This window comes from Puniceibacterium sediminis, from assembly GCF_900188035.1.
Lineage (GTDB): Bacteria > Pseudomonadota > Alphaproteobacteria > Rhodobacterales > Rhodobacteraceae > Puniceibacterium > Puniceibacterium sediminis.
Map to the genome: position 1 here is coordinate 24,395 of NZ_FZNN01000008.1, position 25,782 is coordinate 50,176.

The window sequence follows — 25,782 nt, forward strand, 5'->3', positions numbered from 1 at the left end:
GACCGTGTATCGCCCTCACTATTTTGCCGGCGATACTGGAATTAACCGACGATGGTGCCTTCAGTGGCGGCGCGCAATTCGGCTTCTGTCACGCCTTCGGCGCATTCGACGATCTTCAGGCCGCCTTCGACCACGTCCAGAACACCGAGGTTGGTGATGATGCGGTCCACAACACCCGTGCCTGTCAGCGGCAGCGTGCAAGCCTTGAGCAGCTTGGATTCACCCGCCTTGTTGGTGTGATCCATGACCACGACCACCCGCTGTACACCGGCCACGAGGTCCATCGCACCGCCCATGCCCTTGACCAGCTTCTTGGGGATCATCCAGTTGGCCAGATCGCCGTTTTCGGCCACTTCCATCGCGCCGAGGATCGCCATCGCGATCTTGCCGCCGCGGATCATGCCAAAGGACATCGCGCTGTCGAAATACGATGTGTGCGGCAGTTCGGTGATCGTCTGCTTGCCCGCATTGATCAGGTCGGGATCTTCCTCACCCTCATAGGGGAAGGGCCCCATGCCCAGCATGCCGTTTTCAGACTGCAGCGTAACCTCAACCCCTTCGGGGATGTAGTTGCTGACCAGCGTCGGAATACCGATACCGAGGTTCACATAGGTGCCGTCCTGCAGCTCCTGCGCCGCACGGGCAGCCATCTGTTCGCGATCCCAAGGCATCAGGCGTCTTCCTTCTTGCGTGTGGTGACTTTTTCGATGCGCTTTTCGTGCTGACCCTGAATGATACGGTGCACATAGACGCCCGGAAGGTGGATCTTGTCGGGGTCAAGCTCGCCGGGTTGTACGATCTCTTCGACTTCGACCACGCAGACCTTGCCACACATGGCCGCAGGCGGGTTGAAGTTGCGCGCCGTCTTGTTGAAGATCAGGTTGCCGGTGGTGTCGGCCTTCCACGCCTTGACGATGGAAAGGTCCGCGAACAGGCCGGTTTCCATGATGAACGTCTCACCATTGAAATCCTTGTGTTCCTTGCCTTCGGCGATCTGTGTGCCAACGCCGGTCTTGGTGTAGAAGCCCGGAATGCCACAGCCGGCGGCGCGCATCCGCTCGGCCAGGGTGCCCTGCGGATTGAATTCGAGCTCTAGTTCGCCCGACAGGTACTGGCGCATGAATTCAGCGTTTTCGCCTACGTACGAGCTGATCATCTTTTTGACCTGCTTCGTCTGCAGCAGGATCCCGATACCAAAATCATCGACGCCCGCGTTGTTGGACGCAAAGGTCAGATCCTTGGTTCCGGCCTCCTTGATGGCCTGCAACAGCAGTTCCGGAATGCCGCAGAGACCGAAGCCCCCCGAGGCGATGAACATGCCGTCGAACAGCAGACCGTCGAGGGCCTCTGCTGCTGATCCGTAGACTTTCTTCATTGAAAACTCCTCACCTGATTGCCCGTTTTGTGCCGCGCAGCCGCAGGAGAGTCAACGTAGGGTCAGTCCAGCGCCCCGTGTTTTCTGCGGAGCAGCATCAGATCAGGCGCACCTGAGTGCCAACAAGGGTGACGTCAAACAGCTCGGCGATCTTTTCGTTGAACAGGCCGATACAACCGTCCGAGGAGCGTCGCCCGATCTTGCGCGTGTCCTGCGTTCCGTGGATCAGGTAAGCCGGCCAACCAAGGTACATCGCATGGGTGCCAAGCGGATTGTCCAGCGCACCGGCTGCAACAGGCTTCCAGTCAGGAAAACGCTCAAGCTGGCTGGCGGTCGGCGTCCAGGTGGGGCCGACCTTTTTGCGCACGATCTCGGTATAGCCCCGCTTGGTAAGCTCATCGGACTTGGGCACAGACGTCGGGTAGATCCGGTAATCACTGCCATCCGCGTTCCAGTAATGCAACGCGCGGCTGGTCGTGTCGCAGACGATAGCCCCCTTGCCAAGCGACTCGAAATGGTCGCGCCAATCCTGCCGGGAAAAGCTGGAAATGTTATTGCGCGCGCCACTGTTTGCCAGAGCGGGCAGTGGCAAAAGCGATGCCGCCGCCCCCGCGATCAGGGTACGGCGGTTGGGTTTATAGACCATGAAAGTGCCTTTCTGCGCATGCCTCTTTTGCCCGAACCTGCGGGTAAAAGAGGCAAGATACCAATCACATATTCTTGAATCAAAATGTAATCGGCGGAAAGGTCACAACAGCTTGCTCACTCGGCGTCTTTTGGCTCTGCCTTCGCGGCAGGTGCCTTTTTCGCCGCTGGTTTTTTGGCTGCTGGCTTTTTGGCTGCGGTCGTTTTTGCGGTACTGCTCTTGGCTGCGGCTTTTTTGGCCGGTGCCTTTTTCGCAGCGGCCTTCTTGGCCGGAGCCTTCTTGCCCGTTTTAGCTGCCTTCTCGGCGATCAGGGCGACCGCCTGCTCCATCGTCACATCTGCCGGTTCCGTCTCTTTCGGCAGCGTGGCGTTGATTTTTTCCCATTTGATATAGGGGCCATAGCGGCCTTCCATAACGTTCACGGGTCCGCCACCTTCGGGATGTTCGCCCAGCTCCTTGAGCGGCTTGACAGCCGCACGCCCCGCCCCACGCGAGGCAAGTTTCTGCGCCAGCACATCAACGGCACGGTTGATACCAATCTCGAAGACCTCGTCGACCTCTTTGAGGTTGGCATACAGCTTGCCATGTTTGACGAAGGGTCCGTAACGCCCGATCCCTGCCTCGATGGGTTCGCCATCTTCGGGGTGTTTGCCCACTTCGCGCGGAAGGCTGAGAAGGGTCAGCGCTTTTTCCAGATCCATGGCGTCCGCCGCCCAGCCCTTGGGCAGGCTGGCGCGCGGCGGTTTCTTGTTCTCTTCCGTCGCCTCGCCGCGCTGCACATAAGGCCCGAACCGGCCAGAGCGCAGAGAAATCTCATCACCATTGTCTTCACCCAGCACACGATCGCCGCCCTCGGCGGAATCCCCCCCAATGGGACGTGTGTAACGGCATTCCGGGTAACGGCCACAGCCAACAAATCCGCCCGAACGGGATGTCTTGAGGTGCAACTGCCCCTCACCGCACAAAGGACAACTGCGCGGATCCGAACCGTCCTCACGTGGCGGGTAAAGCTGTGGCGCAAGGGCCGCGTCCAGCACATCGAGAACCTCGGTGATGCGCAGTTCAGAGGTTTCCGCGATCGCGACCGAAAAATCCTTCCAGAAGCGCATCAGCACATCTTTGTAATCGGCCTCGCCGGCGCTCACATGGTCAAGATCGTTTTCCAGTGCGGCAGTGAAATCGTATTCGATATAGCGCTTGAAGAAGTTCAGCAGGAAGATCGTGACGATGCGCCCCTTATCCTCGGGGAACAGGCGATTCTTGTCCTTGCGCACGTATTCGCGGTCCTGGATCGTCGTGATCACCGATGCATAGGTCGACGGGCGCCCGATGCCGAGCTCTTCCATCTTCTTGACCAGCGTCGCCTCGGTGTAGCGTGGCGGCGGCTGGGTAAAGCTTTGCAGCGCCAGCACGGAGGTGTTGTCCGACAGAACGGCCGAGGGGCTCTTGTCCGCCTCGACAACGTCGTCATCCTTGGTGGTCGCCTTGGCGAATTGTTCCTTCAAACCCGCCTTGGCAAAGGCCGCCGGTTCGCCCTGGCTGATCTGCGGCAGGCGGTTGTCATCTTCGTCGCCGACATCGTCGCGGCCTTCCTCATAGACCTTGAGGAAACCGTCAAACAACACAACCTGCCCTGTCGCGCGCAACTCAATCTGCCCGTCACGGCTGGAAATATCGACGGTGGTACGCTCGAGTCGCGCGCCTTCCATCTGACAGGCAAGCGTGCGCTTCCAGATCAGATCGTAGAGTTTGCGTTGATCGGCGTCGCTCAGTTTCAGCGCGGCTGCATCCTTGGCCATATCCGTCGGGCGGATACATTCGTGGGCTTCCTGCGCGTTCTTGGCCTTGTTCTTGTAGATCCGCGGGCTGGCGGGGACATAGTTATCGCCGTAACGATCCTTGATCGCGGCGCGCGCCTCCTGCACAGCCTCGGGGGCCATGTCGATGCCGTCGGTTCGCATGTAGGTGATGTGCCCGGCCTCATAGAGACGCTGCGCGGCGGACATGCACATCTTGGCGCCCATGCCGAACTTGCGGCTCGCCTCCTGCTGGAGAGTCGAGGTCATGAAGGGGGCCGAAGGGTTGCGGGAAGCCGGCTTGGCCTCGACCGATTTCACGGTCAGCTCCCGGGATGTGACCGCCTGTACAGCCAGTTCGGCCTGGGTACGGTTTTCAATGTCGTAGCGGTCGAGCTTTTTGCCTGCCAGCACGGTCAGGCGCGCCTCGTAGTCCTGCCCACGAGGAGTGGAAAACAGCGCCTTCACAGACCAGTATTCGCGATTTTTGAAGGCCTCGATCTCCATCTCGCGCTCGACGATCAGGCGCAGACAGACGGATTGCACGCGCCCGGCGCTACGCGCACCCGGCAGTTTGCGCCAGAGTACCGGCGAGAGGTTGAAGCCGACAAGATAGTCTAGAGCGCGGCGGGCCAGATAGGCCTCGACCAGAGGCGCATCGATCTCGCGCGGGTTTTTCATGGCCTCGGTCACGGCGGCCTTTGTGATCGCGTTAAAGGTGACGCGGCTGACAGCCGTATCCTTTTTGATCGACTTGCGCTTGGTAAGCGCCTCTTGAAGGTGCCAACTGATCGCTTCTCCCTCGCGGTCAGGGTCAGTGGCAAGTATCAGCGAATTGTCCTTGGCCAGCGCATCGGCGATGGCTTTCATATGCTTCTTGGAGTCGTTGCCGACCTCCCAGATCATCTCGAAACCATTTTCCGTATCGACCGAACCGTCCTTGGCCGGCAGGTCGCGAACGTGTCCATAGGACGCCAGAACGGTGTAGTCCGAGCCCAGATATTTGTTGATTGTCTTGGCTTTAGCCGGGGATTCGACAACGACGACGGGCATGAAATGCGCACCTTTCGGGAAAAAGTCTGAGGCTCGTATGGCGGGGCAGCATGTGGGGTGCAAGCGGGAATTGTCAATTCGAACGACTTGGCTGTTTGCACGCAGGCCTGCTGGGAGAGAAGGCCGGCACACTAAGTGTTGGGGGATACCACTTTAGCTTTTATAAATGATTACAATGCCTTTCCCTCTTTTCCTCGCCATGTGCAGGAGTGCCCCCCAAGCGTGATTCGGTGGATCACGCTACATTAATGGGTATGCTCTGTTCGCATGCCGAATGGGCGTTCGGGCGTCGCTGCTGTTCTTGCGGGACGCCTGCCACACTCGGGTGAAGTTGGTTTTAAGGATCTTGTAGCAGCCCTTGACAAAAGGCGCGGCGTTCGCGTGACGACCAGAATTGTGGCGCCGGTCCGGGTGCTCTAAGCGCAATGGGACTACGCCATGCCGACCGGACCGACGTAACCAGTCGGCGTGCAATGATTGCCCAATTACGCCTATACCCAAGGCAGCGCCTAGATCCATGCGGCTAGTCAACACGTGACAGCAAGCCACCGGATTGGCGAAGAATCCGTCCCTCCAGTTCAAGTTCTGTCAGGGCCGGTGACACGTCTTTTGATGACACGCCGACATCGCGGATCAACTGGTCTTCGGCCAAGGGCGACGGCCCGAGCCGTGCGAGGATCTGGCTATGCAACGATGCAGTGGCCTGCAGACTGCGGCGATCGGGCGGTGGCGTTTTTGGCGGTATCGGCAGCTCGAAATGGGGCTGCCATCGAAGCGTTTCGAACGCGGGCAGTGCTTCGATCACGTCATCGGCGTTGCGCACCAATGTAGCCCCATCCCGCAGCAGCATGTTGCAGCCCGCCGCGCGCGCATCGAAGGGATGCCCTGGCACCGCCAGGACCTCGCGTCCCTGATCCAGGGCACAGCGGGCAGTGATCAGAGATCCGGACTTTCCTGCGGCTTCTACCACCACCACCGCCCGGGCCAGGCCCGAAATGATACGATTGCGCACCGGGAAGTTCCGCGCCTGAGGCTGCATGGCGATGGGCATTTCGCTGACCCGCAACCCGCCCGCCGCCACGATATCCTCGCCCAGCCTGGCGTTTTCCGAGGGATACAGCACATCAACCCCGCCCGCCATGACCGCGACCGTCCCGGTGCCAAGACTGGCAAGGTGCGCGACGGTATCGATACCGCGCGCCAGCCCGGAGACCACGACATAGCCCTGCTCCCCAAGGCCGCCCGCCAGCGCCTTGGCCATACGAGTGCCCAGCGAAGAGGCATTGCGCGCGCCAACCATTGCCACCATGGGACGGTCAAGAACGGAGGGATCGCCGACGACCCAAATCATGGGTGGCGCATCCGCCAGGTCGCACAGCGCGGATGGATACAGCGCCTCACCGCGGCAAATCAAACGTGCGCGGGCGTGCCGTGCAGCTTTCAACTCGGCATGAACCACGCCTTCAGGGCATATGGAGTAGTCAATGACACCGGCTTCAGCTGCAATCTGCGGCAGCGCGGCAAGCGCCGCACCGGCCGATCCGTGTTCGGCCATCATTCGATAAAATGTAGAGATGCCAACTCGGCGAGAGCGCAAGAGACGGAGCCAGTCCAGCCGATCATCTTCCGTGGTGGGTGGGAGTAGGGGGTGAGTGGAAGAAAGGGTATCTTCGGTCATCCTGGCTCCGTCGCTTGCTGAGTCTTGATAGCGCGCGATTGGTTAATGGATGATGAAGGCGTCCCTTCCCCCAAATGTTACCCGCGCGCCAGCCTCAGTTCTGCGCCCCGCCCACGGTCAGCCCGCCGATCATAACCGTCGGCTGCCCCACGCCAACCGGCACCCACTGGCCCTGCTTGCCACAGTTACCCATTCCCGGATCCAGCGCCATGTCATTGCCCAAGGCGCGGATTTGTTGAAGCGCCGTGGCACCGTCACCGATCAGCGTCGCGCCTTTAACCGGTGCGCCGACCTTACCGTTTTTGACCCTGTATGCCTCGGTGCAGGAAAAGACGAACTTGCCGTTGGTGATGTCCACCTGCCCGCCGCCGAAACCGACCGCATAAATCCCGTCCTTCAGGTCTGCGACAATGTCGGCGGGATCGGCATCGCCGCCCAGCATATAGGTATTGGTCATCCGTGGCATGGGCGTGTGCGCATAGGATTCGCGCCGTCCGTTGCCCGTGGGTGCCACGCCCATCAGCCGCGCATTCTGCCGGTCCTGCATGAAACCGACCAGAATGCCGTCTTCGATCAACACGTTCTTGCCGCTGGGTGTGCCTTCGTCATCGACAGTGATTGATCCGCGCCGATCCGGGATGGTGCCATCGTCCAGAACAGTCACCCCGCGTGACGCCACCTGCCGGCCCATTAGACCTGCAAAGGCAGAACTGCCCTTGCGATTGAAATCGCCCTCAAGCCCGTGCCCCACCGCTTCGTGCAGCAGGATACCGGGCCAGCCCGGGCCAAGCACAATATCCATCACGCCCGCAGGTGCCGATTCGGCGCGCAGGTTCACAAGGGCGATGCGCAACGCCTCGCGCGCCTTGGCCTGCCAGTCGGCGGGATCGAGCAGCCCGTCCAGCAACAGCCGCCCGCCGCCACCCGAGGTGCCGCTTTCGCGCCGTCCCTGATCTTCGACGATGACCGAAACGTTTACGCGCGTCATTGGGCGCGTGTCGGTCACCAGCGTGCCGTCGGCGCGTAAAATCGCAACTTCTTGAAGCGACGCAGCAATGGTCGCCGTCACCTGCACGACGCGTTGATCAAGTTCACGGGCAAAAGCATCTATCTCGCGCAGTGTTTCGACTTTGACAGGAAAGGCATGGCCCGCGATCGGATCGGCATCGGTATAAAGCTTGGCGTTGGTGCGCTGCGGTGCGTCGGCAAGGATGCCACCGCCATCGCCCACCGCAAGCCGCGCCGTTTCAGAGGCGCGCAGAATCGAAGATTCGCTGATATCGGTCGAATGCGCGTATCCCGCCACCTCTCCGCGCACCGCGCGCAGGCCGAATCCTTCAGATGCGTCGTAACTGGCCGTCTTGATACGACCATCGTCGAAGACCAGCACTTCGGACCGGCTGCGTTCCAGAAACAACTCGCCATCATCGGCCCCCGCAAGCGTATTGCGCAACTGGGACAGGGTGTTTTGCTGGTCCAGCGCAGTCTCGAATGGGCGAAAGGGGGCGTCGGTCATGGGACATTCCTGTATGGTGTTCACTGTCGCAGCCAGAGCGCAAATCAGAGAAAGCGTCTGTTTGCCGCAAGCAACATTCTTTATCTACACGCAAGAATATGGTTTTAAGCATCGACAACACAATGGGGTGTGCCGGTTCGATGCCAAACATCGGCCCGCGCGCCCCGCCCGCGACAGATGAAGACACACAACCGATCAGGGTGACACATGCGAATTAAAACGATGCTGGCGGGTCTTGCCGCTGCCCTCACCGCCGGACCGGCACTGGCTCAGGACGGGCTTGAGACTGTTGGCCACCCCAAGGACGGTATGATGGGCTTTCAGCCCGCCGTAACCGAACTGGCGCGTGACATTCACTGGCTGGACGGCATGATCAACATCATCATGATCGCCATCGTGATCTTTGTGACCGGCCTGATGATTTACTGCATGGTCCGTTACAACCGGAAGGCCAACCCGACACCGTCTGCATTCACCCACCACACGCCGATCGAAATCGCCTGGACCATCGTCCCGATCGTCATCCTGGTGTTCATCGGTGCCTTCTCCCTGCCCGTGCTGTTCAAGCAGCAGGAAATTCCCACAGCCGACATCACGATCAAGGTGACCGGATACCAGTGGTATTGGGGTTATGAATACGTCGACAATGATTTCGCCTTCGACAGCTACCTGATCGGTTCGCCCGCCACCGGTGGCGACAACCGCTTTACCCCCGAAGTCGAACAGCAGCTGATCGATGCGGGCTATACCAAGGACGACTGGCTGCTTGCCACCGACACCGCCGTCGTTGTGCCTGTGGGCAAGACAATCGTCATGCAGCTGACCGGCGGCGATGTGATCCACTCCTGGACCATTCCGGCCTTTGGCGTAAAGCAGGACGCCGTACCCGGTCGTCTGGCGGAACTGTGGTTCAAGCCTGAGCAGGAAGGCATCTACTTTGGCCAGTGCTCTGAACTGTGCGGCCTGAGCCATGCCTACATGCCCATCACCGTCAAGGTGGTCAGTCAGGACGCCTATGACGAATGGCTGCAGGGCGCGATCGAGGAATATGCCGGAACGCCCACCGGCTACGACGTGGCTCTGGCCAACTAAGCGACATCAGGCAGGGCGCCACTGGGTGCCCTGCCCCGTTTTCAGTCCTCGCCCGCTTTCGGTTCGGGACACCAAGCAGACAAGATCAGCAAGGAAGACACCGCATGAGCGATGTGAGCATCAACAGCCCCGAGTTCACGGGCCAGGGTTTTGAAGGCGAGGCGCAGTTCGGCGACTTTTTCGCCCTGCTCAAACCCCGTGTGATGACGCTTGTGGTCTTTACCGCCGCTGTCGGTCTGCTGGCGGCACCTGTGCCGGTGCATCCCTTCGTGGCCTTCTGCGCGATTCTCTTCATTGCCGTGGGCGGTGGCGCCTCGGGCGCGCTCAACATGTGGTGGGACGCGGATATCGATGCGGTGATGAAACGCACGGCGCGCCGCCCCATCCCCGCCGGCAAAGTCACCGGGGACGAAGCGCTGGCGTTTGGCCTCACGCTTTCTGCGTTTTCCGTCGTGTTTCTTGGCCTCGCATCGAACTGGTTCGCCGCGGGCCTGCTGGCTTTCACAATCTTCTTTTATGTCGTCATCTACACCATGTGGCTCAAGCGCTGGACGCCCCAGAACATCGTGATTGGCGGTGCCGCAGGTGCATTCCCCCCGATGATCGGCTGGGCCGTGGCGACCGGCGGAATCAGCGTAGAATCGGTGCTGATGTTCTGCCTGACTTTCATGTGGACCCCGCCGCATTTCTGGGCGCTGGCCCTGTTCATCCGCAAGGACTACGACCATGCCGGAGTGCCTATGCTGACAGTGACGCATGGGCGCCGCTCGGCTCGCAACCATATCCTGGTTTATACGCTTCTGCTGGCCGTTCTGGCCATCGCCACGGCATTCACCAGCGTCGGCGGACCGGTCTATCTGGTCGTGGCCCTGGTGCTGAACGCACTCTTCGTGAAGGGTGCCTATGATATCTGGCGCCGGGACGAAGACGTGTCCGAAACTGACAACTTCAGCGTCGAAAAGAAGTTCTTTAAGCTGTCGCTGCTTTACCTTTTCGCGCATTTTGGCGCGATCCTGATCGAAGCGGTGCTGACACGCATGGGCATGGGGGGCTGGACATGAGCTTGAACCCACTTCACGAAATTCACACCCGCCGGTTTAGCCGCAACCTTGGTCTGGGTCTGACGCTGGGCGCGTTCATCGCGATCATCTTTGGCCTGACCATCGTCAAGGTGTCACGCGGCGATTACGAACCGCCGCGTGCCCCCACAGCGACAGAGGCGACGCAGTAATGGCGACGGACCCGAAAACCAGAACCCTGACAGCGTTGGTCGGTGTGGTTCTCACGATGGGCGCGCTCGCCTGGGCATCGGTGCCGTTCTACAACTGGTTCTGCAAGGTCACCGGCTTTGGCGGCGTGACGCAAGTCGCTTCGGCGGGAAGCAATCAGGTGCTGGATCGCAAGATCACGATCCGATTCGACGGTACCGTGGACAGTGCCATGCCGTGGGAATTCAAGCCCGTGGTCCGCACGATGGAGTTGAACATCGGCGAGGACGGCCTGGCCTTTTACGAGGCGTACAACCCCACCGACCACCCCATCGCCGGTCAGGCAGCCTACAACGTCACACCCTATGAGGCTGGCGGTTATTTCAACAAGATCCAGTGCTTCTGCTTTACCGAGCAGGTGCTGATGCCGGGCGAACGTGTGCAGATGCCGGTGAACTTTTTCGTCGATCCGGCGATTGTCGATGATCGCGATGCCAAGTACATCCATCAGATCACTCTGTCCTATACCTTCTACCAGATTGACCTGCCCGAAGAGGTTCAGGCCTCTTGGGATGCAGGACAAAACAAGACAACAAACGTAAACTAACGCCTTCCACAACGAGGGAACCCAAATGGCGCATGCAAAAAATCACGACTACCATATTCTGAGCCCCTCTGCCTGGCCACTGATCGGCGCGGCAGCCGGATTTGTCATGCTCTTTGGGGCGGTTCTGATGTTCCACGATCATGGTCCATGGATGTTCCTGATCGGCCTGATTGCTGTTCTTTACACAATGTTCGGATGGTGGTCCGAGGTTGTGACCGAAAGCCAAATCGGGGATCACACGCCTGTGGTTATGATTGGCCTCAAGTACGGCTTTATCCTGTTCATCATGTCCGAAGTGATGTTCTTCTTCGCTTGGTTCTGGTCTTTCTTCAAACATGCGCTTTACCCGATGGGTCCGGACAGCCCCGCAATTGATGGCGTCTGGCCCCCCGCCGGGATCGAGACCTTTGATGCGTGGCACCTGCCGCTGATCAACACGCTCATCCTGCTGTGCTCGGGTGCGGCAGCGACATGGGCGCACCACGCGCTGGTGCATGAAAACAACCGCAAGGACATGAAGAACGGCTTGATCATCGCTATCGTTCTGGGCGTACTCTTTACCTTCTTTCAGGTCTACGAATACAGCCATGCGGCCTTTGGCTTTTCCGGCAACATCTATGGCGCCAACTTCTTCATGGCGACCGGCTTTCATGGTGTGCATGTGGTCATCGGAACGATCTTCCTGTTCATCTGCCTGCTGCGCCTGATGAAGGGTCACTTCACCCCCGAAAAACATATCGGGTTTGAAGCGGCCGCCTGGTACTGGCACTTCGTTGACGTGGTCTGGCTCTTCCTCTTCGCTGCGGTCTACGTCTGGGGCGGCTGAGGTTTTCAGACTTAATTTAGTCAAACGCCCGCTTCTGGCGGGCGTTTCGCTTTTCGGCACCCTGCCCCGTATACCGGCATGTATTTGACCCAATGAAACGCCATCACTTGCGTTGGCAGGCTGTATTGCGGTTGAAGACGTCGGGCGAGGCAGGATAAGTCGGCCTTACAAGTGCAGCGACGAAAGGTCTGAGATTTCGTGAAACGCATCATCGCCCCGCTACTGTTCGGCCTGATCGGTGCCGCCATTCTGGTGGGCCTTGGCCGGTGGCAGCTGCAGCGCCTTGAATGGAAGCAAGGGATCCTTACCCAGATCGAAAGCCGCATCGGAGGTGAGCCTCTGCCCCTGCCGACATCGGTCGATCCAGAGGCCAATAAATATCAGCCTGTTGACCTGCCTGGCGAAATCATCCCCGATGAACTGCATGTTCTGGTTTCGGTCAAACAGGTCGGCGCCGGCTATCGGGTGATATCCCCTTTTGTGACCGGGGGGCGTCGGGTGCTTCTGGACCGTGGGTTTATTCCGGTCGAGGATGTCGCGCTGGATCGCCCCGGAGGCACGGCCGAGGTTCAAGGCAACCTGCATTGGCCGGATGACCGCAACTCCTCGACTCCCGAAAATGATATGGTCGGCAACATCTGGTTTGCGCGCGATATCACCCAGATGGCCGAGGTCCTGAAAACCGAACCGCTGCTGATCATAGCAAGCGATGTGACGCCCGCTGATCCTGGCGTGACGCCTTTGCCATTGAACGCCAGTGGCATCCCCAACGATCATTTGCAGTATGCGATCACCTGGTTCGCGCTTGCGCTGGTCTGGTTGATCATGACCACTGGCTATATCTGGCGGCAACAGAATCCGAAAAGAGACGAGCGATGAAATATATCTCGACCCGGGGCCGCGCCCCTGCCCTGTCCTTTGAAGACGCCATGCTGAGCGGGCTGGCCCGTGACGGCGGCCTTTATGTGCCCGACAGCATTCCGCAAATGTCGGCGGCTGACATCCGCGCCTTGCACGGCCTGCCCTATGAAGAGGTGGCGTTCCGGGTGATGCGCCCCTTTGTTGGCGACGGCTTCACGGATGAGGTCTTTGCCGATCTGATCGCCAAGGCCTACGCCGGGTTCGGCCACGGCGCGCGCGCACCGCTGGTGCAGCTGGCCCCGGGGCATTTCCTGCTGGAGCTGTTCCACGGCCCGACGCTGGCGTTCAAGGATTTCGCGATGCAGCTGATCGGCCAGCTGTTCGAAGAGGCGCTGACCCGGCGCGGAGAGCGTGTGACCATCGTCGGTGCGACCTCTGGCGATACTGGTTCTGCGGCGATCGAGGCGTTTCGCGGGCTCGATGCCGTCGATGTCTTTATCCTCTACCCCCATGGTCGGGTGTCCGAAGTGCAGCGCCGCCAGATGACCACACCTGTTGAATCCAACGTCCATGCCATCGCCATGGACGGGCATTTCGACGACTGTCAGGCCCGGCTCAAGGACATGTTCAACGATTTCGAATTCCGCGACGGGGTGCGTCTGGCCGGGGTGAACAGCATCAACTGGGCCCGGGTTCTGGCACAGGTGGTCTATTTCTTCTCCTCCGCCGTCAGCCTTGGCGCGCCGGACCGCAAGGTCAGCTTCACGGTGCCAACGGGCAACTTCGGCGACATCTTTGCCGGCTACATCGCCAAGAAGATGGGCCTGCCCATCGACCGGCTGGTGGTGGCGACGAACCAGAACGATATCCTGCACCGCTGCCTGTCCACCGGCGGCTATCTGACAGACACGGTCACCCCGTCCATCAGCCCGTCGATGGACATTCAGGTCAGTTCGAATTTCGAGCGCGCGCTTTTCGACGCCTACGGGCGCGATGGTGCTGCGGTGGCTCAGCTGATGGACGAGCTCAAGGCCGGTGGCTTTAACGTCAGCCAGGGCGCGCTGCAGGCCCTGCGCGAACATTTCGATTCCGGCCGCGTCAGCGAAGAGGAAACGCTGGCCACAATCCGCGACGCCAAGGATACCATGGGCGAACTGCTGTGCCCGCATTCCGCCGTGGGCGTCCGCGTCGCCGAGGCGCAGCGCGACAAATCGGTGCCGATGATCACCCTTGCCACCGCGCATCCGGCGAAATTCCCCGACGCTGTCGAGAAGGCGAGCGGCATCCGCCCCCCCCTTCCCGACCGCATGGCAGACCTCTATGACCGACCCGAGCGTGTGACCCGCGCCGCGAACGACCTTGCCGAACTGCAAACCCTGATCAAGGAGCGCATCCCCTCGTGACTGTGCAATTTACCACCCTTCCCAATGGCTTTCGCATCGTGACCGAACATATGCCGGGGCTGCAATCCGCCTCGATCGGCGTTTGGGTCACGGCCGGCGGGCGGCATGAACGACCCGAGCAGAACGGCATCGCACACTTTCTTGAACATATGGCGTTCAAGGGCACCAAGACCCGCAGCGCCCTGCAGATAGCCGAGGCCATCGAAGACGTTGGCGGCTATATCAACGCCTATACCAGCCGCGAGGTTACCGCCTTTTACGCGCGGGTGCTGGCGGCAGATGTGGCGCTTGGCCTTGATGTGATCGCGGACATCCTGATGAACCCGGTGTTCGACCCCAAGGAAATCGAGACGGAACGGCATGTCATCCTGCAGGAAATCGGTCAGGCGCTGGACACGCCCGACGATGTGATTTTCGACTGGCTTCAGGAAAAGGCCTATCCGGATCAGCCCATCGGCCGCACGATCCTGGGCGAGGCGGCGAATGTGAACGCCTTTGACCGCGACGATCTGGCCGGGTTCGTCAAAGAACATTACGGCCCCGATCAGATGATCCTGGCGGCTGCAGGTGCCGTGGATCACGACACGTTGGTCGCGCAGGCGGAAAAGCTGTTTTCCCATATGGTGCCGCGCGATGCGGACCGTGCCGATGTTGCCCGCTTCTCCGGCGGTGAGGCGCGCCGCCAGAAGAAGCTGGAACAGGCACACTTTGCACTGGCCTTTGAGTCGCCCGGTTACCGCGACGATGGCTTTTACACCGGTCAGGTCTATTCCATCGCCCTTGGCGGCGGCATGTCGAGCCGCCTGTTTCAGGAGGTGCGTGAAAAACGTGGTCTCTGCTACACGATCTTTGCCCAGTCCGGTGCCTATGACGACACTGGCATGATCACGGTCTATGCCGGCACCAGCGCGGACGAGGTGGGCGATCTGGCAAACATCACCATCGATGAAATGAAGCGCGCCGCCAGCGACATGACCCCGGAAGAGGTCGCCCGCGCCCGCGCCCAGATGAAGGCCGGGCTGCTGATGGGTCTGGAAAGCCCATCAAGCCGCGCCGAGCGTCTGGCGCGGATGATCCAGATCTGGGGCAAGGTACCGCCAATCGAGGAAACCGTGGCGCGGATCGATGCCGTCACCACCGGCGACGTAAAGGCCTTTGCCGAACAACTGATCGGCAAGGCCCCGGCGGCGCTGGCGCTGTATGGTCCGGTCAAGAAGGCCCCCACCCTGGCCGATCTGCAGGCCAGACGGGTCGCCTGATGCTGCTGGGGCGGCGCAAGCTGCGGATCGAGACCGAGCGTCTGACGCTGCGCCCGCCCCAACATGCGGATTACAACGGCTGGGCGGCCCTGCGCCAGGCCAGCGAGGAATTTCTCACCCCGTGGGAGCCGAGCTGGGCGCAGGACCACCTGAGCCGCAAGGCTTTTACCAACCGGGTCTATTGGGCACAGCGGTCCATCACCAACGGTTCGGCTGTTCCTCTGTTCCTTTTTCGGCGCGAAGATGACGTGCTGCTGGGGGCGATCACGCTCGACAACCTGCGGCGTGGCCCCGCGCAGGCCGGGACACTGGGCTATTGGATCGGCCAACCCTATGCGCGGCTGGGGTATATGGCCGAAGCGATCGAAGCGATGGTGCACCACGCCTATGAACGTCTCGATCTCAGCCGGATCGAGGCAGCCTGCCTGCCCGAGAATGTCGCCTCGCGCGGGCTGCTGGAACGTTCGGGGTTCAAATATGAGGGCGTGGCGCAGAGCTATCTGCAGATCAACGGGCGCTGGCGGACCCATGTGCTGTACGCTGCGCTGCGAATGGACCGGCGCGGGCGCACCCAGGCCGGCTGAACTCCTAAACTGCGAAAAACCTGCCCCACGGCTTTGTGGGCTGACGTATGGGCCTGTTGCGTTATCCTGTCATACAGGAGGTACCTCGCAATGGCCCAAATATTCCCATCTCTGATCACTCTTTTGCTATGTGCGGGCACACTCAGCGCACAGGAAATCCGCCGCCCCAGCCATTGCATCGCGATTGCCGATGCCGCTCCGGGGATGGAATTCCTTCACAACGCCAGCTTTCAGGACCCGGTGCCGGAATATTCGGTACGGATCAGCTATATCTCTCATGCCTCTTTTCTGATTCAGACCCCCGGCGGGCTGAATGCGGTGACGGATTTCACCGGCTATATCGGTAACACCACCCTGGTCCCCGACGTTGTGACGATGAACCATGCCCATGACACCCACTGGACCGCATATCCTGACCCTGCAATCCCCCATGCCCTGCCCGGCTGGGGGCCGTTCGGGATAGGCATCGAACACCACCTTGATCTGGACGAGATGCTGGTCCGGAATGTATCTACCGATATTCGATCACAATTCGGCGGACGCGAGGACAAAGGCAATTCTATCTTTGTGTTCGAGGTTGAAGGCCTCTGCATCGGCCACCTCGGCCATTTGCACCACGAACCCAACGGCCAACAATATGCCGCGTTGGGGCGTTTGGACGTGGTGATGGTGCCTGTCGACGGTGGCCTTACACTGGATCTGCCCACGATGATCCGCGTCGTGGAGCGGCTGAAATCCAGCGTTGTCATTCCGATGCACTGGTTTTCGGTCAATGCACTGGAATCCTTTCTGAGCGGCGTTTCCGATGTCTTTGCCATCGACCGTCGCCGCGAAAGCAGCCTTGAGGTGTCCCTGCGCGATCTGCCCACGCGCCCGACCGTGATAGTGCTGCAACCACAATGGCTGAGCGATGGCGAATGACGATCATCACACCCCGAAATATTCGCATGTGATCAACCTCACCGATGTCTCGACCGACATTTTTGTCTCTGGCGCAGGTATTTCGGGCCTGATGAAGCAGCAAGTATCCTTGCGGAACTGGTTCTTGACCCTGATAGGCAACTGTCCTCTTTGGTTCCCTGCCCCGACAGGCTAAGTCACGGTACAGACCCGACACTTTGGAGATGCCTATGACACTCGCCGCCGCAGACGACGCCTTTGCCGCCGACCTTGCCGCACAGCTGCCCGCCGATACCCTGCGCGCAACTGAACCGCGTTATCTGGAAGAGCCGCGTGGCCGCTGGACGGGCACCTCACGTCACCTCGCCCTGCCCCGCACCGCCGAAGAGGTCGCGACGATCCTCAGGGCCTGTAACGCTGCCCAGGTCGGTGTCATTCCCTATGGTGGCGGCACTGGGTTGGTTGGCGGGCAAATCGCACCGCAAGGGATGCCCGAGCCGCTGATCCTGTCGCTGGAACGGATGAACGCGATTCGCGGGGTTTTTACCGAAGAGAATGTCTTGATTGCCGAAGCTGGCGTGATCCTTGCCGATGTTCAGACTGCCGCTGCCGATGTGGACCGGCTGTTTCCCCTGTCGCTTGCGTCCGAAGGATCGGCGCGGATTGGCGGATTGCTTGGGACCAACGCGGGTGGCGTGAATGTGCTGCGCTACGGAAACACCCGCGATCTGGTTCTGGGGCTGGAGGCGGTGCTGCCCGACGGGCAGATCTGGCACGGCCTCAAACGGCTGCGCAAGGACAACACCGGCTATGACCTGCGCCACCTGCTGATCGGGGCGGAAGGCACGCTGGGCGTCATCACTGCTGCCGCGTTGAAACTCTCACCTATCCCGGCGGGGCGCGGCACGGCGCTGATGGTGGTCGAAAGCCCCACCGCCGCGCTGAAACTTCTCTCCATGGCCCGCAGCCAGATGGGCGAAGGCGTCTCTGCGTTCGAACTCATGAGCCGCATGGGGCTCGATTTCCTTGCCGAAAAGGTGCCCGAAGTACGCCAACCCTTTGCTGAACGACCGGAATGGATGGTGCTTATCGATGTCGGTCTTGCGCGCGGTCTGGACCCTTCCGAGGCGCTCGAGACCTTGTTCGGCGAAGCGTTGGAGGCCGGGCTGGTGTCGGACGGTCTGATCGCCCAATCAGAGGCTCAGGCTGACGATTTCTGGCAGGTGCGCGAGCGTACCCCCGAAGCGAACCGGATGATCGGCGCCGTGTCGAGCCACGACATTTCGGTCCCGCTGAGTGCGATCCCCGACTTTATTGCCAAAGGCTACGAGGTGATCGGCGCCCTTGGCGATTTCCGGATCAACTGTTTCGGCCATATGGGCGACGGCAACCTGCACTACAACATCTTTTCCGCACCCGGTCGGAATCGCGCCGACCACGATAATCAGCGGGATGAAATCAAGCGCACCCTTCATGACCTCTGTCACGAGATGGGCGGATCTGTCAGCGCCGAACATGGCATCGGGCGGCTCAAGGTCGGCGATCTGGAACGCTACGGCGATCCGGCCAAGCTTAGCGCCATGCGCGCGATCAAGGCGGCGCTTGACCCGTCCGGCATCATGAACCCCGGCGCCGTCCTGCGCACCGTGTGACGCCACGAGGCGGCAATCCGCAATGGATGGGTACGGCAGCGTCGCGCGCAACCATTGCGGGATACGGAATGGACAAGAGACAGCCGGAGATGTCTCAGCTTTTGCGATTGCAGCATAACGCTACGGTTCGAAACGATTCTGTTGCACTGTCTCTGGAATTTCCGCTTGACGGCACCCGCCAGCTTTCGTACCCAGCCGCACGGTACGGCGCGGTAGCTCAGTTGGTTAGAGCGATCGACTCATAATCGATAGGTCGGGAGTTCAAGTCTCCCCCACGCCACCACAATCCCCTTTAGAACTCACTATTCACGTATCCAACGCGCCGCTATCCCTCGACAGGTTCCACAGGGGCGGACGGACCCGCTTGGCACAATGCCTGCTGCACAGTGGCGCGCAACAAAGTCCGATCAATGGGTTTCTGCAGGAACGGGACGTCGCGTATCAGCCCCAGGTTCCCGCGCCCCTGGCCGGATTCATACCCTGACATCAGGATGATACGGATCGACGGGTAGAGTTCTGCGATGACCTTCGCCAATGCGTTTCCCTGCATCTCGCCCGGCATCACCAGATCCGAAAGCACCAGATCCGGTAGCTGCTCACCGGCAAGAATGGAGAGGGCCTGTTCCGCATTCAAAGCGACGCGTACACGGTGGCCATCAAATTCAAGCTGACGGGCAAGAACACGCGTCACCTGCAGCTCATCATCGACAATCAGGATGTCGCCGCCCTCGAACGCGTCGGGACGGCTGATCGGCTCCGGGATGGTATCCGATTTTGGCTCTACCTGGATCACCGGAAATGCCATCATCACCTTCAGCCCGCCGCCCGGTTGGCTCGACAATTTCAGCCCGCCCCCCGACTGACGGCAAAAACCGGCTACGACAGACAGCCCCAGGCCCGATCCTTCGCCAACGTCCTTGGTGGTAAAGAACGGCTCGGCGGCACGGGCTAGCGTTTCCGGCGGCATCCCCGGGCCCTTGTCGCATACGGCAATGGTCACATAGAGACCATCCGGCAAACGCTCGCCGTCATTGAAACCCACGACAGTTTCGTGCGACAGCTGCCCCACCTCTGAATGGATGTGGATCGCGCCACCTTCCGGCTGCGCGTCGCGCGCGTTGATCAGAATATTCAAAAGAGCCTGCTGCATGTTCGCCACATCCACCAGAACAGTGGCATGCGGCGCGGACAGCGCGGTGGACACCGAAATGTTTGCCGGGGACACCCTGCGGAACATCGACAATGTTGTCTCGATCAGATCGTCCAGCACACTTGGCAGCGGCTCGAGCCGCGACTTGCGGCCATAGGCCAACAGTTGCCGGGTCAGCTGCGCCGCATGGTTCGACGCGATTATGGCTTCTTTGACGTAGATGGCGCATTGATTCTCGTCCTCATCCTCTTCGATAAGTTCGAGATTTCCCAGGATGACCGTCAGCGTGTTGTTGAAATCATGCGCCACCCCGCCGACCAGGTTGCCCAAGGCTTCGACTTTCTGGGCGCGAATGACGGCCAGTTCCGTGGCCTGGCGCGACCTCTCGCTTTCGCGCAGCATGTTGTCGGCCCGTTGGGCGCGGCGTTCCGACATATTGGTCAGATGCGCAAAATAAATCGCGGCCGACTCGGTGGTAAAGATCATCGCAAAGATTAGCATCGCCGCCCGGGCGATGATCTCAACCTTGTCCGAGTGTCTGCGCCATCTGCTTTTCATCATATACGGGATCAAATATAATCGCTGCGGACCGCTCCAGACGTCGCGAAAAACCGTAGCAAATCCCCGATAGGCCAGAATGATCGTCAGAAGAATTGCATGTCTCGTGTCCCTGCTGGGCGCGCTGATGATCAGTGGCTGTGCCGGGGGTACCGCGATGAAGAACACCCCCGATGACGTCAAGATTGCAGAACTTTCCCGCGCCATCCTTTCCCTGGGACCCAATGTAGACCCGTCCGAGGCCAGTCGTGCCGCGCGCATCGCAGTCACCTATCCACGCAGGCTGGCAATCGAATACGAAATCACCGACCCGCCGATTATCCACAACATGAAGGTCAACGCCGGTCTGCGTCCGCGCGGGCTGTGCTGGCACTGGGCGCATGACATGGCGTCCCGCCTGCGTCAGGAGGATTTCCAGACGCTGGATCTGCACCATGCCATTGCCAATGCCGATGTCACGCTCCGCATTGAACACAGCTCGGTCGTGATCAGCGCTGCGGGTGACGACATGTACGACGGGCTGATCCTCGACCCATGGCGCTACGGTGGCGCGCTGTACTGGGGGCCGCCCGTGCAGGATACCGCGTACAAATGGCGCCCCCGCCAGAAGGTTTGGGATTACAAACGTGAAAAGCGCGCGGGGCTGAACCCGGCACCGCTCTAGTACCTGCGGTCAGCCCTGAATGAACGCCGTGGCCTCGATCTCCAGCAGGGCCTCATCCTCGACCAGCGCCAGCACCACCACCATCGTCATTGCCGGAAAGTGACGCCCCAGCACTGCCTGATAGGTCTTCCCGATCTCGGCCTGATGCGCCAGATAGGTGCTCTTGTCCGTCACGAACCAGGTCATACGCAGAATATCCGCCGCCGTGCCGCCAGCCGCTTCCACAACGGCCAGGATGTTGCGCAGGGCCTGTTCCATCTGGCCGATGAAATCCTTTGCCTCGAACACCTGATCGCCGGTCCAGCCGATCTGCCCCGCGACATACAGGGTTCCGTCCGCCCCCAGCATTCCGTTGGCATAGCCCTTGGCCGGCTTCCAGCCTTCGGGGTGAATGATACGGTGGGTCATCTGGATACTCCGGTGTCAGTCGTCAGTTTGGTGCGGATCATGTCCGGCCACGGCAGGGGTTTGCCCGCTTCATCGACATTCACAATAGTCGAGCGGACCTCAAAGCGCAGCTCATCGCCGCATGTCACCGCAAAGGCAAGACCCAGCGACGTACGTCCCGGCGCAGAATTGCTCAGCGCGAAATTCAACATGTCACCGTGCCGCGACACCCGCCGGAAGGTCGCCGAGATTTCAGCCGTGGGGATGGCGCCGGTCTTGTGCACCTCTTCGAACGGCCAACCAAGAGCCGTGTCAAAGAAGGCCTCGACACAGTCGTTGATCATCTCGAAATAACGGGGGTAAAAGACGATCCCCGCCGGGTCGCAATGCTTGAACAGCACCTTCTGGGTAAAATGGAATGTCATACGGGTTCTGTCCCGACGCGCGGCCAGACGGATGGGTTGCGCGTCTTATGCATCGGCTGTGGGTTTCAGGGCAAAGCGCTGGATCTTGCCGGTCTGCGTCTTGGGCAGCGCATCACAGAACCTGACCGAACGGGGGTATTTGAACGGCGCGATCACCGCCTTCACATGGTCCTGCAAAGCCTTGACCATCACGTCGTCCGGCGCGTGGCCTTGGGCCAGCACGACATGCGCCTGCACGATCATTCCGCGCGCCTCATCCGGCACCCCGATCACCGCACATTCCGACACGGCCGTATGGGCCAGCAGCGCCGCCTCAACCTCGGGTCCGGCGATGTTGTATCCGGACGACACGATCATGTCGTCGTTGCGTGCGGCAAAGTGCAGATATCCGTCATCGTCCATGGAAAACGCATCTCCGGTGATGTTCCAGCCATCCAGCACATAGCCCCTTTGCCGGTCATCTGCCAGATAACGGCATCCTGTCGGCCCGCGCACTGCCAGGCGTCCGACTGTGCCACGCGGCACCTCCTGCCCGTCACCGTCAATGACTTTTGCCTCGTACCCGCGAACGGGCTTGCCGGTACAGGCGGGCTTGTGATCGTCAAAGCGGTTCGAAACGAAGATGTGCAACATCTCGGTCGCGCCGATCCCGTCCAGCATCGGCTTGCCCGTCTTTTCCATCCAGGCCTCATAAATCGGCGCAGGCAGCGTCTCGCCCGCCGACACGGCGGCACGAAGGCTCGACAGATCAGCCCCCGCCTCCATCGCCTGCAGCATCACGCGATAGGCGGTCGGCGCGGTGAAACAGATCGTCGCCTTATATTTCTGGATGATCTCGATCATGTTCGCAGGCGAGGCGTTTTCGAGCAACGTCGCCGCCGCCCCAAATCGCAGCGGAAACACAGCAAGGCCACCCAGCCCAAAGGTGAAGGCCAGCGGTGGCGAGCCGACAAAGATATCCTCGGGTGTGACGCCCAGCACCTCGGCCGCATAACCGTCGGCGATAATCATCAGATCGCGATGGAAATGCATCGTCGCCTTGGGTGAACCGGTCGTCCCGGACGTGAACCCCAGCAGCGCCACGTCGTCCCGCCCCGTTGGCACCGCATCAAACAGCACCGATTTTTCCAGCGCGAGCCGGTCCAGCTCGGCATCATGGTTCGAGGTACCGTCAAAGCCCACAACGGTGGTCAGGAACCGACTGTCCTTGGCACATGTCGCCAACTCGTCCATCAGCCTTGTGTCACACAGGGCATGGCTGATTTCGGCCTTGTCCACGATGGCCGACAACTCCCCCGCGCGCAGCATCGGCATGGTGTTGACGACAACCGCCCCGACCTTCGTCGCCGCCAGCCAGCAGGCCACCATCGCCGGGTTGTTGGCCGACCGGATCATCACTCGGTTGCCGGGCTTGACGCCAAAATCCTCGACCAGCACATGGGCCAGCCGGTTAGTCCAGTCGGCCAGCTCCTTGTAGGTGCGCCGCCGCCCGTTGCCGATCAGTGCGGTGCGGTCCCCAAATCCGCGGGCGACCATCGCATCGGTCAGCTCAACCCCGGCATTCAGCCGTTCGGGATAGTCAAATCCGTCCAGATTGAACTCGGGCCACAGATCGGGCGGGGGCAGGTTATCCCGCGTGAAGCTGTCCACATGGGCAGAGGGTCCAAGCGGTGTCATGCATTGGCCTCTTCTGGCAGGAAATCAACCTCGTGCTGTGCGGACAGCTCAACCACACGGGCAACATCTGTCAGTTCGTGCAACGCCTCGAAAAGATCCTTCAGCTTGCCAGCCGGGGACACCCAGAACAGCGCACGGGCCGGTTTGTCGGACTTGTTAAAATAGCCGTGCGGAATGCCCTTGGGCATACGCACAAGGTCTCCGGCGCGCGCTTTGGTCCAGACACCGTCCAGTTTCAGGTCCAGCTCGCCTTCCTGCACCAGAATGAATTCGTCCTGTGTGGTGTGGATATGGACCGGCACAAACTGGCCCGGCGCTGAATTCGCCTCAAAGGCAAAGGTCGTCTCGCCCACCGCCTTGGGATAATAGGTCTGGCCCAGGATATTCCATGTCACACCGTCATATCCGGTGCCGTTTTCGGTAATGCCTTTAACGAGTTCGGTCATGGTCAGTGCTCCTGTTCAGGGGTTTGAAATCATAGATCCGTGCGGACGTGCCAAAGTTCCGGGAAAAGCTCGACCGCCAGCATCATCTTGAGGTAGTCAACGCCGCCGGTTCCGCCGGTGCCGCGCTTGAACCCGATCACCCGCTCGACCGTGGTCACGTGGTTGAATCGCCAGCGGCGAAAGAAATCCTCAAGATCGACCAGCTTTTCGGCCAGTTCGTACAGCGTCCAATGTGCCGTCGTATCGCGATAAATCTGCGTCCACAGCGCCATGACAGCCGGATCATCCCTGTGCGGCGCCCGTGACGGCGTGGTGGTCAGCGCTTCGGGCATGTCCCACCCCTGTCGGCCCGCATAGGCCAGCACTTCCTGATACAGGCTCAGCCGCCCCAGTTCCGCGTTCAGCAATCCCAGCGCCATCTCATCATGCGCATGCGGCTTCAGCATCGCCGTATTCCGGTTGCCCAAGGCAAATTCGATCAACCGATATTGCAGGGACTGAAACCCCGACGAACGCCCAAGACGGTCGCGGAAAGTGGTGTAATCGCTCGGCGTCATGGTGCGCAGCACATCCCAGGCCGAATTCAGCTGCTCCATGATCCGGCTCACACGGGCCAGCATCTTGAACGCCTCGGCCAACCGATCCGCCGCAATCGCCTTTCGCGCGGAATTCAGTTCTGACAGCAACAGTTTCATCCAAAGCTCGGATGTCTGGTGCTGGATGATGAACAGCAACTCGTCCGGCGCGTCCGACAGCGGGCGCTGCGCGTTCAGCAGCTTGTCGAGCCCAAGATAATCCCCATAGGACATCTTGTCGGAAAAATCCGTTTCGGCGCCATGATCGCTCATGCCCCGGCCTCCGCCAGCGTAGCCCGGGCGATGATCACCTTCTGGACATCGGACGCTCCCTCATAGATGCGCAGCGCCCGTATCTCGCGGTACAACCGCTCCACCACAGCCCCGGATCGCACCCCGTCACCGCCGTGCAGTTGCACCGCCGCGTCGATCACCTTTTGGGCTTCATCTGTCGCGTACAGCTTGGCCATTGCCGCCTCGCGCGTCACCCTCGGTGCGCCCATATCCTTGGCCCAGGCGGCGCGATAGACAAGCAGCGCGCTTGCATCGACCCGCAGCGCCATTTCGGCCAGATGCGCCTGCACCATCTGCAAATCAGCCAGCGGCGCCCCCTGCACCTGACGTGCCTGCACCCGCGCCAGCGTTTCGTCCAGCGCACGGCGCGCAAAACCCAAAGCCGCCGCCGCCACCGTGGTGCGGAACACATCCAGCACCGACATCGCAATCCGGAACCCCTGCCCCGGCGCGCCGATCATGGCACTGGCCGGAATCCGGCAGCCGTCAAACCATAATCTGGCCAGGGGATGCGGCGCGATGGTCTCCAGCCGCTCGGCCACGTTCAGCCCCGGCGTGTCAGCGGGAACCAGAAAGGCCGACAGCCCCTTCGCCCCCGGAGCCTCGCCTGTGCGGGCAAAAACCGTGTAGACATCCGCAATCCCACCGTTCGAGATCCAGGTCTTTTCGCCCTCAAGAACGTAGTCACTGCCATCCCGCGTCGCCGTCATCGTCGAATTCGCCACGTCAGACCCTGACTGCGGCTCGGTCAGCGCAAATCCCGCGATCGCCGCGCCGCTGCGCGTCAAAGGCAACCATTCCGCCTGCTGCGCGGCCGTGCCGAACAGCGACACCGCCCCGGTCCCCAGCCCCTGCATCGCAAAGACAAAATCCGCCAGCCCGTCATGCCGCGCCAGCGTCTCGCGGGCGAGGCACAGGGTCCGCACATCCAGCGGGCGCGGGTCGGACGGATCCACCGCCGTCGGCAACAGCCAACCGCCCTCGCCCAGCGCCTTTACCAGGGATCGGCAGGCCGTGTCGGTATCGCCATGATCGACGGATGCCAAAGCGGTCCCGGCCCAGTCGTCCAGCGCCATAGCCCAGTCTTTGTGACGCGGCTCAAGAAACGGCCAGTCAAGGAATGTCTTGTCAGCCACGTCTTGCCCCCGAC

At 60.7% G+C, this 25,782-nt stretch carries 25 protein-coding genes and 1 tRNA gene; 13 read left to right on the forward strand and 13 right to left on the reverse strand.

Translation table 11 applies throughout. The features are described 5' to 3' along the window. Positions 1 to 41 precede the first annotated feature (41 nt). The 6 genes from CHB75_RS10150 to tldD form a co-directional block, all read right to left on the reverse strand. Entirely contained in the window at positions 42 to 671 is a 630-nt protein-coding gene (locus CHB75_RS10150) for a 3-oxoacid CoA-transferase subunit B (RefSeq protein ID WP_089270443.1), read from the reverse strand. Continuing rightward, positions 671 to 1,375 carry a CoA transferase subunit A gene (locus CHB75_RS10155; RefSeq protein WP_089270444.1) on the reverse strand — a complete coding sequence of 235 codons (705 nt, stop codon included), beginning with the start codon at positions 1,373 to 1,375 and terminating at the stop codon, positions 671 to 673. The genes CHB75_RS10150 and CHB75_RS10155 overlap by 1 nt, the downstream gene beginning before the upstream one ends. A 97-nt stretch (positions 1,376 to 1,472) precedes the next feature. After that, positions 1,473 to 2,021, reverse strand: a complete 549-nt coding sequence (locus CHB75_RS10160) for a L,D-transpeptidase (protein WP_089270445.1) — start codon at positions 2,019 to 2,021, stop codon at positions 1,473 to 1,475. 116 nt (positions 2,022 to 2,137) lie between these two features. Further along, entirely contained in the window at positions 2,138 to 4,870 is a 2,733-nt protein-coding gene (gene topA / locus CHB75_RS10165) for a type I DNA topoisomerase (RefSeq protein WP_089270446.1), read from the reverse strand. A 523-nt stretch (positions 4,871 to 5,393) separates the two neighbouring features. Beyond that, positions 5,394 to 6,548, reverse strand: coding sequence for a DNA-processing protein DprA (dprA, locus tag CHB75_RS10170; RefSeq protein WP_089270447.1), 1,155 nt, complete (start codon positions 6,546 to 6,548; stop codon positions 5,394 to 5,396). A gap of 94 nt (positions 6,549 to 6,642) precedes the next feature. After that, positions 6,643 to 8,064 (reverse strand): metalloprotease TldD, encoded by a 1,422-nt coding sequence (gene tldD / locus CHB75_RS10175; RefSeq protein ID WP_089270448.1) that lies wholly within the window; start codon positions 8,062 to 8,064, stop codon positions 6,643 to 6,645. Positions 8,065 to 8,271: 207 nt separating this feature from the next. Here tldD and coxB point away from each other — a divergent pair, with 207 nt between their 5' ends. The 12 genes from coxB (at position 8,272) to CHB75_RS10235 (ending at position 18,739) form a co-directional block, all read left to right on the forward strand. Further along, positions 8,272 to 9,156 (forward strand): cytochrome c oxidase subunit II, encoded by an 885-nt coding sequence (coxB, locus tag CHB75_RS10180; RefSeq protein WP_089270449.1) that lies wholly within the window; start codon positions 8,272 to 8,274, stop codon positions 9,154 to 9,156. 104 nt (positions 9,157 to 9,260) lie between these two features. Then, the gene (cyoE, locus tag CHB75_RS10185) at positions 9,261 to 10,217 is read left to right on the forward strand and encodes a heme o synthase (RefSeq protein ID WP_089270450.1); all 957 of its coding nucleotides are present in this window, start codon (positions 9,261 to 9,263) and stop codon (positions 10,215 to 10,217) included. Then, positions 10,214 to 10,387, forward strand: a complete 174-nt coding sequence (locus CHB75_RS21655; protein ID WP_176439112.1) for a hypothetical protein — start codon at positions 10,214 to 10,216, stop codon at positions 10,385 to 10,387. Before cyoE ends, CHB75_RS21655 begins: the two co-directional genes overlap by 4 nt. Further along, positions 10,387 to 10,971, forward strand: coding sequence for a cytochrome c oxidase assembly protein (locus CHB75_RS10190; protein WP_089270451.1), 585 nt, complete (start codon positions 10,387 to 10,389; stop codon positions 10,969 to 10,971). Before CHB75_RS21655 ends, CHB75_RS10190 begins: the two co-directional genes overlap by 1 nt. 25 nt (positions 10,972 to 10,996) lie before the next feature. Next, a complete protein-coding gene (locus CHB75_RS10195; RefSeq protein ID WP_089270452.1) occupies positions 10,997 to 11,797 on the forward strand; it encodes a cytochrome c oxidase subunit 3 in 801 nt (266 codons plus the stop codon). A 198-nt stretch (positions 11,798 to 11,995) separates the two neighbouring features. Beyond that, positions 11,996 to 12,676: an SURF1 family protein gene (locus CHB75_RS10200; protein ID WP_089270453.1), complete on the forward strand. Its 681-nt coding sequence runs from the start codon at positions 11,996 to 11,998 to the stop codon at positions 12,674 to 12,676. Further along, positions 12,673 to 14,061: a threonine synthase gene (gene thrC, locus CHB75_RS10205; RefSeq protein WP_089270454.1), complete on the forward strand. Its 1,389-nt coding sequence runs from the start codon at positions 12,673 to 12,675 to the stop codon at positions 14,059 to 14,061. The genes CHB75_RS10200 and thrC overlap by 4 nt, the downstream gene beginning before the upstream one ends. After that, a complete protein-coding gene (locus tag CHB75_RS10210) occupies positions 14,058 to 15,320 on the forward strand; it encodes a M16 family metallopeptidase (protein ID WP_089270455.1) in 1,263 nt (420 codons plus the stop codon). The genes thrC and CHB75_RS10210 overlap by 4 nt, the downstream gene beginning before the upstream one ends. Beyond that, on the forward strand, positions 15,320 to 15,904 hold the full coding sequence (locus CHB75_RS10215; protein ID WP_089270456.1) for a GNAT family N-acetyltransferase: 585 nt from the start codon (positions 15,320 to 15,322) through the stop codon (positions 15,902 to 15,904). The genes CHB75_RS10210 and CHB75_RS10215 overlap by 1 nt, the downstream gene beginning before the upstream one ends. Positions 15,905 to 15,994: 90 nt before the next feature. Continuing rightward, positions 15,995 to 16,825, forward strand: coding sequence for an MBL fold metallo-hydrolase (locus tag CHB75_RS10220; protein WP_089270457.1), 831 nt, complete (start codon positions 15,995 to 15,997; stop codon positions 16,823 to 16,825). A gap of 209 nt (positions 16,826 to 17,034) precedes the next feature. Next, on the forward strand, positions 17,035 to 18,456 hold the full coding sequence (locus CHB75_RS10230; RefSeq protein WP_089270459.1) for an FAD-binding oxidoreductase: 1,422 nt from the start codon (positions 17,035 to 17,037) through the stop codon (positions 18,454 to 18,456). A gap of 206 nt (positions 18,457 to 18,662) precedes the next feature. Beyond that, positions 18,663 to 18,739: transfer RNA gene (locus CHB75_RS10235), tRNA-Met, on the forward strand. Positions 18,740 to 18,781: 42 nt separating this feature from the next. Here CHB75_RS10235 and CHB75_RS10240 read toward each other — a convergent pair. Further along, positions 18,782 to 20,167 carry an ATP-binding protein gene (locus tag CHB75_RS10240; protein ID WP_176439113.1) on the reverse strand — a complete coding sequence of 462 codons (1,386 nt, stop codon included), beginning with the start codon at positions 20,165 to 20,167 and terminating at the stop codon, positions 18,782 to 18,784. 103 nt (positions 20,168 to 20,270) lie between these two features. On the opposite strand from CHB75_RS10240, the gene CHB75_RS10245 reads away from it, so the two are divergent. Further along, positions 20,271 to 20,828 carry a hypothetical protein gene (locus CHB75_RS10245; protein ID WP_245840880.1) on the forward strand — a complete coding sequence of 186 codons (558 nt, stop codon included), beginning with the start codon at positions 20,271 to 20,273 and terminating at the stop codon, positions 20,826 to 20,828. Between the two features lie 9 nt (positions 20,829 to 20,837). Here the strand turns inward: CHB75_RS10245 and CHB75_RS10250 are convergent, their stop codons facing one another. Genes CHB75_RS10250 through CHB75_RS10275 form a run of 6 tightly spaced genes read right to left on the reverse strand, consistent with a single transcriptional unit; the run spans position 20,838 to position 25,768 of the window. Beyond that, positions 20,838 to 21,236: a RidA family protein gene (locus CHB75_RS10250; protein ID WP_089270462.1), complete on the reverse strand. Its 399-nt coding sequence runs from the start codon at positions 21,234 to 21,236 to the stop codon at positions 20,838 to 20,840. Beyond that, positions 21,233 to 21,640 carry an acyl-CoA thioesterase gene (locus tag CHB75_RS10255; protein ID WP_089270463.1) on the reverse strand — a complete coding sequence of 136 codons (408 nt, stop codon included), beginning with the start codon at positions 21,638 to 21,640 and terminating at the stop codon, positions 21,233 to 21,235. The genes CHB75_RS10250 and CHB75_RS10255 overlap by 4 nt, the downstream gene beginning before the upstream one ends. 45 nt (positions 21,641 to 21,685) lie before the next feature. Further along, entirely contained in the window at positions 21,686 to 23,317 is a 1,632-nt protein-coding gene (locus CHB75_RS10260) for an AMP-binding protein (RefSeq protein ID WP_089270464.1), read from the reverse strand. Next, positions 23,314 to 23,763 carry a cupin domain-containing protein gene (locus tag CHB75_RS10265; RefSeq protein WP_089270465.1) on the reverse strand — a complete coding sequence of 150 codons (450 nt, stop codon included), beginning with the start codon at positions 23,761 to 23,763 and terminating at the stop codon, positions 23,314 to 23,316. The genes CHB75_RS10260 and CHB75_RS10265 overlap by 4 nt, the downstream gene beginning before the upstream one ends. A gap of 29 nt (positions 23,764 to 23,792) precedes the next feature. Then, entirely contained in the window at positions 23,793 to 24,611 is an 819-nt protein-coding gene (locus tag CHB75_RS10270) for a tryptophan 2,3-dioxygenase (protein ID WP_089270466.1), read from the reverse strand. Beyond that, positions 24,608 to 25,768: an acyl-CoA dehydrogenase family protein gene (locus tag CHB75_RS10275; RefSeq protein WP_089270467.1), complete on the reverse strand. Its 1,161-nt coding sequence runs from the start codon at positions 25,766 to 25,768 to the stop codon at positions 24,608 to 24,610. Before CHB75_RS10275 ends, CHB75_RS10270 begins: the two co-directional genes overlap by 4 nt. Positions 25,769 to 25,782: the final 14 nt, after the last annotated feature.

Coding starts and splice junctions, on each gene's coding strand:
- CHB75_RS10250 (WP_089270462.1), bottom strand. CDS start 21,236: ATGACCCACCGTATCATTCACCCCGAAGGCTGGAAGCCGGCCAAGGGC.
- CHB75_RS10215 (WP_089270456.1), top strand. CDS start 15,320: ATGCTGCTGGGGCGGCGCAAGCTGCGGATCGAGACCGAGCGTCTGACG.
- topA (WP_089270446.1), bottom strand. CDS start 4,870: ATGCCCGTCGTCGTTGTCGAATCCCCGGCTAAAGCCAAGACAATCAAC.
- CHB75_RS10220 (WP_089270457.1), top strand. CDS start 15,995: ATGGCCCAAATATTCCCATCTCTGATCACTCTTTTGCTATGTGCGGGC.
- CHB75_RS10155 (WP_089270444.1), bottom strand. CDS start 1,375: ATGAAGAAAGTCTACGGATCAGCAGCAGAGGCCCTCGACGGTCTGCTG.
- CHB75_RS21655 (WP_176439112.1), top strand. CDS start 10,214: ATGAGCTTGAACCCACTTCACGAAATTCACACCCGCCGGTTTAGCCGC.
- CHB75_RS10265 (WP_089270465.1), bottom strand. CDS start 23,763: ATGACCGAACTCGTTAAAGGCATTACCGAAAACGGCACCGGATATGAC.
- cyoE (WP_089270450.1), top strand. CDS start 9,261: ATGAGCGATGTGAGCATCAACAGCCCCGAGTTCACGGGCCAGGGTTTT.
- CHB75_RS10195 (WP_089270452.1), top strand. CDS start 10,997: ATGGCGCATGCAAAAAATCACGACTACCATATTCTGAGCCCCTCTGCC.
- CHB75_RS10260 (WP_089270464.1), bottom strand. CDS start 23,317: ATGACACCGCTTGGACCCTCTGCCCATGTGGACAGCTTCACGCGGGAT.
- CHB75_RS10150 (WP_089270443.1), bottom strand. CDS start 671: ATGCCTTGGGATCGCGAACAGATGGCTGCCCGTGCGGCGCAGGAGCTG.
- CHB75_RS10190 (WP_089270451.1), top strand. CDS start 10,387: ATGGCGACGGACCCGAAAACCAGAACCCTGACAGCGTTGGTCGGTGTG.
- CHB75_RS10240 (WP_176439113.1), bottom strand. CDS start 20,167: ATGATGAAAAGCAGATGGCGCAGACACTCGGACAAGGTTGAGATCATC.
- CHB75_RS10255 (WP_089270463.1), bottom strand. CDS start 21,640: ATGACATTCCATTTTACCCAGAAGGTGCTGTTCAAGCATTGCGACCCG.
- CHB75_RS10270 (WP_089270466.1), bottom strand. CDS start 24,611: ATGAGCGATCATGGCGCCGAAACGGATTTTTCCGACAAGATGTCCTAT.
- dprA (WP_089270447.1), bottom strand. CDS start 6,548: ATGACCGAAGATACCCTTTCTTCCACTCACCCCCTACTCCCACCCACC.
- CHB75_RS10160 (WP_089270445.1), bottom strand. CDS start 2,021: ATGGTCTATAAACCCAACCGCCGTACCCTGATCGCGGGGGCGGCGGCA.
- coxB (WP_089270449.1), top strand. CDS start 8,272: ATGCGAATTAAAACGATGCTGGCGGGTCTTGCCGCTGCCCTCACCGCC.
- thrC (WP_089270454.1), top strand. CDS start 12,673: ATGAAATATATCTCGACCCGGGGCCGCGCCCCTGCCCTGTCCTTTGAA.
- CHB75_RS10230 (WP_089270459.1), top strand. CDS start 17,035: ATGACACTCGCCGCCGCAGACGACGCCTTTGCCGCCGACCTTGCCGCA.
- tldD (WP_089270448.1), bottom strand. CDS start 8,064: ATGACCGACGCCCCCTTTCGCCCATTCGAGACTGCGCTGGACCAGCAA.